The sequence below is a fragment of the Microcystis sp. LE19-41.2A genome, from assembly GCF_027530405.1.
Classification (GTDB): Bacteria; Cyanobacteriota; Cyanobacteriia; order Cyanobacteriales; family Microcystaceae; genus Microcystis; species Microcystis aeruginosa.
This window is the reverse complement of sequence record NZ_JAPZQJ010000379.1, coordinates 1-8461: the sequence shown is the minus strand read 5'-3', so window position 1 is coordinate 8461 and position 8461 is coordinate 1. Positions and strand designations below refer to the sequence as shown.

Sequence of the window (8461 nt, the reverse complement as noted above, 5' to 3'; positions counted from 1 at the left end):
GAAATATTATGGAGATTTTTAAAATATGAATGGATTGAATTTAGCGCCTATAAAGACCGAAAGAGCCTCCTCGCTTACGTTAAAAAAGTGCTGGACAATTTTGGAGGCGAGTATGTAATTAATTTTGCCTAGGTACTTAATGCGAGAATCGGGATCGGGAACTCAACAAAGATTCGAGGAAGCGTTACAGAATTGGGGCATCGATTTACGGACATTAAAGGTGACTTTGGTGTTAAATACGGGGGAAATGGTGAAAGCAATCATCGAGAATAGTTTGGCAGCTGCCGGTATTTCCGAATTGATGGTTCAAAAGGAATTAGAATTAGGCACATTGCGATCGATTCGAGTCATCGATACTTCCGGTTTATCCCCTCGCTATCTCGAATTTATGCGCCCTTTTTTAAAAATAAAACACCGTCAGCGCTTTCAACCCCGCGTCTGTCAAGTCTTCGAGCAGATGTTGTAATCTGATAGCAATCACCGAAAATTAACTAGAGCAAAAATAAAGATATGTAGGGGAAATTATTTTTGGCAAAAAAGAGAGATTATAAGTAAGTAGTTATAATTAAATTGAAGATAGATTTTGCCTCTGATCCCCCCTGCCCCCCTTGATAAGGGGGGTGCCGATCCCCCCTTAGTCCCCCCTTGATAAGGGGGGTGTCTGACAACTTTTAACACCTACCTACTTACTAAATTTGGTTATTAAAAACTGATTATTTATTCTCCCTTTTGCATGAGTGCCTATCCTGATATGTAGCCTATACTCAACGGATTTAGTATTAGGTATAGACCTCGACCTAATATTATCTCAGGCAACTAGACCCACTTTCTGCACTTCTTAACATTCAATTGATAATTTTTACTAATCTATTGCTGACAAACCTTTGCCAATCAGGATTATAGCTACAATGATGGATTTTTTATTAAGGTGAAGAATTGTAAATTTTTTCTCAGAAAAAGTCAATTATTGAAAATGTTCTTAATAGTAGTTTATACAATGAAGGTTTTTTGTCAAAACATCTTGGGGAATGTAAAAATATATACAGGTATATGAAGATGTGCGGAATGTCGGCCCTGTCTGTGGAGATTTTAGATAGATAGTTTGATATTCAACAAGAGGAAAATGGCATGAACACAAATCACAACCAGAGTTATGGCCGGTTGAAATGGAAAGCGGTGTCGGCGCGGGAGGCCCAGCACCTGAACGAGCAGGGAGTTTCATCGTCAATCCCCCAGGGGCCGAAATTCCTTAAAGAGCTACCCCCCGATAGCGCGGTGTATGAGCCGAAGCAGCCGATCACAAAGAAACTTAAAAAGCTCATCGACGATTACGCCTATGGGGGAGCCTTCCAGAGCGCGATCTTGAAGGTAAGTCAACAGCGCATCCCCGAACTCGATCGGATACACAACCTCTACCAATTTTACTATTACATCGATGCCCTGGTAACGTGGATCCCCGGGTTGCGGGTCTGGGAATGGCAGGGCGACATTTACCATGAACGCACAGATTATCTGCACCTGACGCAGTTCTATTACTACTTCAACCAGCCCGAACTCGTCTCCCTGCAAAGCCCGATCGCTCCCTTTACCGGCGAGGCTCTCACACCGCTATCCCTCTGGCTTCGGGAATTTGCGGTCGAATGGGGCGAATTTCTCGACACACCCGAATCGGCCAACCATCTCGTAACCTATAAGTTCGGGCCGGAATATACCTACCAGGACTACAATGGGGGCGAAAACGGGATCGAGAACTACAAGACATTCAACGAGTGGTTTTCCAGGACTTTCAAGGATATCGATCGACAGCGCCCAGTCGCCCAGCCAGACGATCCTCGGATTATCGTCTTCCCAGCCGAGTCCACTTTCGTCGGCCAATGGACTATCACCACTCCAGCGGGCGAGCCGATGCCCGCAGAGTCCTCAATCGTGGTCAAGCACGTCGAATGGCCTATCCCAGAACTGTTAAAGGGTTCCGAGTATGCCCAGGATTTCGAGGGCGGCATTCTCGTCCACAGCTTTCTCAATGTCTTCGACTATCACCGGCAGCACGCCCCGGCAGCGGGCAGGATAATTGAGGCTAAATTTATCCCAGGACAGGTTTACCTGGATGTCCAACTTGACCTACTCGATGCTGAGGGACGTGCCGATGAAAACTCATCCTTGGCCAACGTGGCCATGCCGCACCGTTATCTGGATGCACAGGATGCCACAGACTATCAGTTTGTGCAGTGCCGTGGGCTTTTTGTCCTGGAAACCGCTATCGGCAAGATCGCCGTGCTGCCCATTGGAATGGCACAAGTATCCTCCGTTGTGTTCGTCAAACCAGGGACGCAGGAACTTATCCGTCTTACCCAACAGGAAAAGAAGGGGCGATCTTATGATGAGCAGGTGGCACTGATCAACGAGAAGGTGCGCCAGGAGGTGGTGGGAAAAACGGTGTCGAAGGGCGAGATGATCTCGACTTTCCTCTTCGGCGGCTCCGACATCGTGATGGTATTCGAGCGTCAGTCCAACGTCAACATCACGGCTACGGTAAATGTTCACTATCCGGTGCGGAGTCAGTACGCCTATTCAAATATCGCCAAACTGCTGTCGTTTTGAATGATGGGTTGAAGCAAAGGTTCTTCCAGTGCCTGGTTCACATCCAGGCGCAGAATTCCGAAAATTGATCAGGTAACAAGCCTACCCTTTCCAGGGGATGAAAATTAAGATAAAACCTTTGTGATTTCAAGCTACCTACAAGAGTGGCGATCACACTAAATCACTAAATCAGCAAGGTGCGTTCCCCCTCGTCGATTAGTTGCATAGTCGGAGTTGCAGTGGGGAACGCACCCTACGAAATCTTTGCTGTTAAATATGGGAGAAATGGTGAAGGCAATCATCGAGAATAGTTCGGCAGCTGCCGGGATTTCCGAATTGATGGTTCAAAAGGAATTAGAATTAGGCAGATTGCGATCGATTCGAGTCATCGATACTTCCGGTTTATCCCCTCGCTATCTCGAATTTATGCGCCCTTTTTTAAAAATAAAACACCGTCAGCGCTTTCAACCCCGCGTCTGTCAAGTTTTCGAGCAGATGTTGTAATCTGATAGCAATCACCGAAAATTAACCCCTTTCCTTCTAGTCCTTATTAAAGGTTTTTGAAGATTTCTATTCTTTTTTCACTCTCTCCCTTCAATAATTTTAATTTCTTCCTCGCTTAATCCATAGAGTTTATAAACAATTAGATCGATCAATTCATCGGTGGCGCTTAATTGTTGTTTTAGGGGCAAAAGTTTATCTAGACTGGTTTGATATTCTTTTTCTAGGGTTTCCTGTATTTGACGATCGAGTAAGTTAACGGTAATTTTCTTTTTGTTCTTTTTCAGTATCTCCCACAGTTGATCGCAGCTAAGATGAGGTTCGCTTTTTTGGTAGTCACCGAGATAGTTTTGGATTTTTGATTTGTTGGTTAAATTATCGATCGCACTGCCGATTATTCTCTCTAAATATCTCAAAAAGCTTTTGATTTCTTTTTGTTTTTCCCGATTTATCTCGATCATTTGTTCTGCTAAGTAGGCGAGAATATCATGGACTATATCGGTTTCCTCTCTCCTAATATGTTCCTCGATTTCTTTTAATATCTCTTGCTTTTCTTGATAACTTTTGATAAGTTTCTCTAAACTCTGTTGACGGCGATCGCTATTGGTGTTAAAAGATATTTTTCGGATCGGTATTTTTTCTAAATAGCTTTTATTCATGTCATCAACTAAATAGTCTTCACACCAAAAATTAAGTAATTTAGAGCTTAATAAGGTAGATGCGAAAAGCAAGTTATCTTTTTGGTTAGAGTATGAAATAATAATTTGAAGCGTTTTCATACCCGCAGAGTTATCTCTAGGATCAAAACTACAAACTATTCTCTGTTTCCAGCGTAGCTTTTGAATGCGAATACACCATATTTTGGGACATGAATAAAATTTTTGCATCTTAATAGGGGTTAATTCACTAGATTTAATTAATACCCCGTCATTAATTTCATACCGATTAATATCTTCTGGAATGACTATCATGAAATTACCCTTTGGATCAGGGGTTAATTTTTGTTTACTTCCTTCTTCTCCTCTAGAGATTATAAATTTCAAAGAGCTATTTCTTAATGTCTCTGAGTTATTTTCTATTTTTTGAATAATACTTTGTTCACATCTAGAGGCATTATAACCGATAATATGATCCTGTTTTCTTGCCCATTGTAATTGTGCCGATTTGGTATTCTGCGACCATTCTTGAAGACCAAATTTTTCTAATCTTTCTTCCACCGAGACGATAAATCTACTAATTTTTTTATGTTGAATACGGTGATATTTAGATGGTTGTTGATGTGTGACTATTAAAATTAAACACCATGTATCTCTGACCTCTTTAAATACTGGTCCAGTTTCAATTAATTCTTCAATTGTACTTTCAAAAATTAAATGTTTTCGCAATTCTCTTAAATCTTCTTTGCGAAGTAAAGTATCAGGGATAATATGACCACATCTACCATTTTGATTAGTTCTAATCATTGATGCTTGAGTAAATAGTGCATAGGAATCAAGGTTATTTAAGCTATTAATTTTAAAATAATTTTGCAAGAATTTCTTTTCTTCTTTACTAAGAGTACAACCCCAAGGAGGATTACCGATTACTGCATCAAAACCGGGGTTATCCTTCCAAGAAGCGGAATCAAGATCGATAAAAACTTCAGGAAATTCCAGATCCCAATGAAAAAAGCGCTTACTTTTATATAAACTAGCTGCTTGGTCTAAAATTCCTTGATCTGATCGGGGTATCTTATCCCAATTAATTGCCGATATATTACCACCGTAGCGCTGCAAAAACTCGATAGCAGTTTTAACCCCAAAAAAGCGAGAAAGGAAAACATCTAATAAACGCTTGTAGGGTTTAGCTTGACTATCAAAATCACGGAATAACTGTTCGCTTGCTTCCACTTCAGCAAAAGTCGCATCGCTGAGGGTACTAATTCCCCGCATAATTTCCGCGGCCCGAAGTAACCCAACAAAAGGGCCAGTTAAAAGAGTTAATTGACCACTTTCCTCCTCGATCATAGCGGCTTCTGCGTCCTTGGCGGTAGTTCCGATCAGAGAATTACCACAACGTAAATGATGATCCAAAAAACTCAAAGGTGCGCCCACTGTGAAAGAATGTAACCAGAGACTAACTTTGGCCAATTCTACAGCCATCGGATTGATATCCACCCCATAAATACAGCGCTTCATCACCACTCTCTGTAATAATTGCGTGGGTTCAAGGGTGGGAGAATCGAGAATAATTCCCTGTTGTCGGAGATTGTCGATAATATTTTGTCGGGTGGTTTCCAACATGGTTAAAACGGGATTATCTTCGGGATAAAGATTGAGAATCTGGATTAACTCATCGGTGAGATAGTCCACTGCTTCCACTAAAAAATGTCCGCTTCCCATGGCGGGGTCACAGAGTTTAAGATCAAGTAAGGTAGCGATCGCTTTTTTTTCTAAGCGTTGTAGCTCTTTTTCTAATCCCTGCTGACTGAGATTTCCTAAACGTCTATCGCTGCTTTCTTGTCTTCGGGTGGCGATTTCTGTCATCACATCCCCGAACTGTCGCGCTCTTTGCTCTAAAATTGGTTTGAGGGTATGACTGACAATATATTGAACAATATAATCGGGAGTGTAATAGGAACCGGTGGCTTTTCTTTCTCCCCGATCATTTTCCAGATGCACCGATTCCCCCTCAATCACGATGCGATATTCCAGTAATCCTTCGTAAATTGATCCTAACTGTCGCACACCTAAAAAACTATAGTCGATCGGCTGTCCCTCAAAACGTGCTAACTTGTCTAAGATGGGCGCTAAAACCGCATCGGATAACTTGTATTGACCGAGAAAACAATTCACCCGGCCTTCTTCCATGTCAAATAAACCCCCGTTGTAACGAGGTACGGCTAAATTAGCATCCCCTCGATCGACAATGCGAAATAAACTGAGGAGAGCATCGTATATTCCCGTCGAGGTGCCACTAAAGACCTGCTGACGATCGATTTTAACGGCAATTTCTCGCGTCTTTTGCAATAAGCTGTAATCGCGATAGTCTCCCCTCACCGGCAGCAAGTCCCGCGCTTCTGCGTAGAGAAGAAATAATAATTTATACAGCAGGGATAAACTCGCTTCATACAATAAATCTGGCTGTATGTCTGTATTTAATGATACAAAACCTTGAGAAATATCGGGAAAAATGCGATCGAAGACTAACTCTTTTAACTCGTTACCCACTCTGGTGGCATAGGTGGTACTCCCCTCCCGGACGCGTTCAAGGAAATTCTGACCGTGAATATCCTTAATAAAAGCCTCTTGACGGAAAAATAACCAGAAATACGGAAATTTTTGCCGCTCTCCCCCTTCTAATAGTTCCATCAAGTCCACTAGATAAAATTCCGTGGCTGTGGAGGACGCTTGACGATAATATAAGCGCCATTCTCGACCATTGGTGAGAATACCCCAATCTACTCCCGTCCCCGTGAGATAATTGGTGATCTGAAAGGAAGGATTACTATTTTTCCAGATATCTCGCTGATCATTCTTAGAAACGTCACTAAGAGAACGTTGCCAGTATTTGGCCTCAGCGATCGCTAAAACTTGACGATAAAAGGCTCTTTCATTATTCTGGAGAGCATAGGCTTGATAACGGTCATTTTCTGTGGCAAATAGGGCGTAATCTGGCCTTTCTGACCTTCCTTTTCCCCTACTGCTTACTTGCGGTATATAACTAAAACCGAGAATTTCTAGAATCGGTTGTATTAATTCTGCTTCCGTTTGCGCTTCGTTAAGAGTCGGCAAAATCGCCTTTTTTTGTTGATAAAGACTCTCTAAGCGGGAAAATGCCCCAGATACATCCTCTTGCCATTCCCCAGAATCCGGCAGCCGATGCTCAAGATAGTGTTGAGAAAAAAGCGGTTTATTGCTTGCTTGTCCTGACATGGGCAATTATCCTAGCATTGAGGGTATCTAGCCTAAAAATGAAGGGTTCGCAGGCAGGCACGGATTCCCATTATACAAAAAGTATATGTCAAGTCTCCGATTTTGTCAAGGGTTTTGGCCAAAAAAAAATTGCCTCTGGGAGGCGGGGGTGAAAGGTATCACCCCAGAGAAATAATTAAACGCCAAAAGACTTACCACAGCCACAGGTTTGACTGGCGTTGGGATTAGTGAATTGGAACCCACCGCCGATCATCGCGTTGCTGTAATCTAACATGAGACCGTAGAGATAGAGCAGACTTTTTTTATCAGAGACAATTTTGAAGCCATCGTAATCGAAAACCTCATCTTGGGGGCCAATATTGCTAGGATGCTCAAAATCCATCATATAGGACATTCCCGAACAACCCCCCTGACGCACACCCACGCGCAAACATAAATCCTTGCCCTGTTGCTCTTTGAGCATGGTAAGGTGTTTGAGGGCAGCCTCACTGAGTAAAATTCCTTTTCCTTGAATCTGAGTAGCTTGTGTCATCTTTAGCAGGAACTCCTAAACGCAGTTGAAGGGGACATATAAAACTTTACCTTCTCCCATCCATCTTAACGATAGTTGAGGACTGTTGACTGGATTACTGTGTACTTTTCCCAGTCTCGCAGGAGTTGTAGGGCAAAAAAAAGCAAAAAACTGGGATTATTAATTAAATAGCGTTGCCAGAGACGACTAGATTCTTTAAACAAACCCTAGAGCCATTCTAAGCCGATTTTCATCCCCCAACGGACAGGACAGCGCTGCTTTGAGGATGCCGAAAAAGCAGCCGGAAAAGAGCCAAAGAAATTTACTTTTCTAAGCGAAGATTAGCGCCGCTGCTATTGGTGCGATAAACCCAAGTTTTTTGGTTATCAGTCAGAATAATTCGCCATCCTTGCACCAGTGCTTGAGTACAGAATTCTCCCGGTTTAGCTAATCCTAAACAACCATCGGGCCAGGTTTGTGGTTGTGCTGCTTGAATTTGCAAGCGATTAACCGATATCTTGGTTTTCCGACTCAAATCTTGACGGGTGGCGGCGATAACCGAATTAGGTGGCTCAGGAGATGCTAAACTAGGTGGCGCTAAGAGGAGAGAAAGCAGACTCATTAGCATTAAAAAGCCAGTTGCTCCCTGAATAATTCTCGTTTTACCGATTTCTACTTGCTGGCTTTGGCTAAAATTTCTTCTAGATATCATCTTGAGTGCTGCCTCTTTCTGGGGGGTGATAGTCTGATCAAATTTTCCTGTTTATTATCAGTGTCAGATCCCCCCGCCTATCGGCACCCCCCTTATCAAGGGGGCTATCCATTAGTCGGATCTTTCTTAACAAAAAGAGAAGAAACTTAAAAAAAGGGGAAACGATTGATAGGTATAGTTTTGAAAGAAGGAATTAAGGTGGAGGTAAGCAAAAAAATGGAGAAATGGGCAGCCCAAGAATTA

The 8461-nt window shown here is 42.5% G+C and carries 5 protein-coding genes and 3 pseudogenes; 4 read left to right on the top strand and 4 right to left on the bottom strand.

The window, feature by feature from the left end; translation table 11 throughout:
- The 4 genes and pseudogenes from O9290_RS15460 to O9290_RS15445 all read left to right on the top strand — a co-directional run.
- Positions 1 to 132, top strand: a pseudogene (locus tag O9290_RS15460) (IS630-like element ISMae24 family transposase); the annotation flags it as partial.
- A 4-nt stretch (positions 133 to 136) separates the two neighbouring features.
- Positions 137 to 466: pseudogene (locus O9290_RS15455) on the top strand (LysR substrate-binding domain-containing protein); the annotation flags it as partial.
- Positions 467 to 1128: 662 nt separating this feature from the next.
- Positions 1129 to 2601 carry a phosphatidylserine decarboxylase gene (locus tag O9290_RS15450; protein WP_288058442.1) on the top strand — a complete coding sequence of 491 codons (1473 nt, stop codon included), beginning with the start codon at positions 1129 to 1131 and terminating at the stop codon, positions 2599 to 2601.
- 240 nt (positions 2602 to 2841) lie between these two features.
- Positions 2842 to 3084: pseudogene (locus O9290_RS15445) on the top strand (LysR family transcriptional regulator); the annotation flags it as partial.
- 77 nt (positions 3085 to 3161) lie between these two features.
- On the opposite strand, the gene O9290_RS15440 reads toward O9290_RS15445, so the two are convergent.
- The 4 genes from O9290_RS15440 to O9290_RS15425 form a co-directional block, all read right to left on the bottom strand.
- Positions 3162 to 6995, bottom strand: a complete 3834-nt coding sequence (locus tag O9290_RS15440; protein ID WP_288058445.1) for an Eco57I restriction-modification methylase domain-containing protein — start codon at positions 6993 to 6995, stop codon at positions 3162 to 3164.
- A gap of 175 nt (positions 6996 to 7170) precedes the next feature.
- Positions 7171 to 7527, bottom strand: a complete 357-nt coding sequence (locus tag O9290_RS15435) for an iron-sulfur cluster assembly accessory protein (RefSeq protein WP_002747572.1) — start codon at positions 7525 to 7527, stop codon at positions 7171 to 7173.
- Between the two features lie 65 nt (positions 7528 to 7592).
- Positions 7593 to 7730, bottom strand: a complete 138-nt coding sequence (locus tag O9290_RS15430) for a hypothetical protein (protein ID WP_288058446.1) — start codon at positions 7728 to 7730, stop codon at positions 7593 to 7595.
- 98 nt (positions 7731 to 7828) lie between these two features.
- On the bottom strand, positions 7829 to 8218 hold the full coding sequence (locus O9290_RS15425) for a DUF8738 domain-containing protein (RefSeq protein ID WP_288058448.1): 390 nt from the start codon (positions 8216 to 8218) through the stop codon (positions 7829 to 7831).
- Between the last annotated feature and the right edge of the window lie 243 nt (positions 8219 to 8461).

Coding starts and splice junctions, on each gene's coding strand:
- O9290_RS15450 (WP_288058442.1), top strand. CDS start 1,129: ATGAACACAAATCACAACCAGAGTTATGGCCGGTTGAAATGGAAAGCG.
- O9290_RS15440 (WP_288058445.1), bottom strand. CDS start 6,995: ATGTCAGGACAAGCAAGCAATAAACCGCTTTTTTCTCAACACTATCTT.
- O9290_RS15435 (WP_002747572.1), bottom strand. CDS start 7,527: ATGACACAAGCTACTCAGATTCAAGGAAAAGGAATTTTACTCAGTGAG.
- O9290_RS15425 (WP_288058448.1), bottom strand. CDS start 8,218: ATGATATCTAGAAGAAATTTTAGCCAAAGCCAGCAAGTAGAAATCGGT.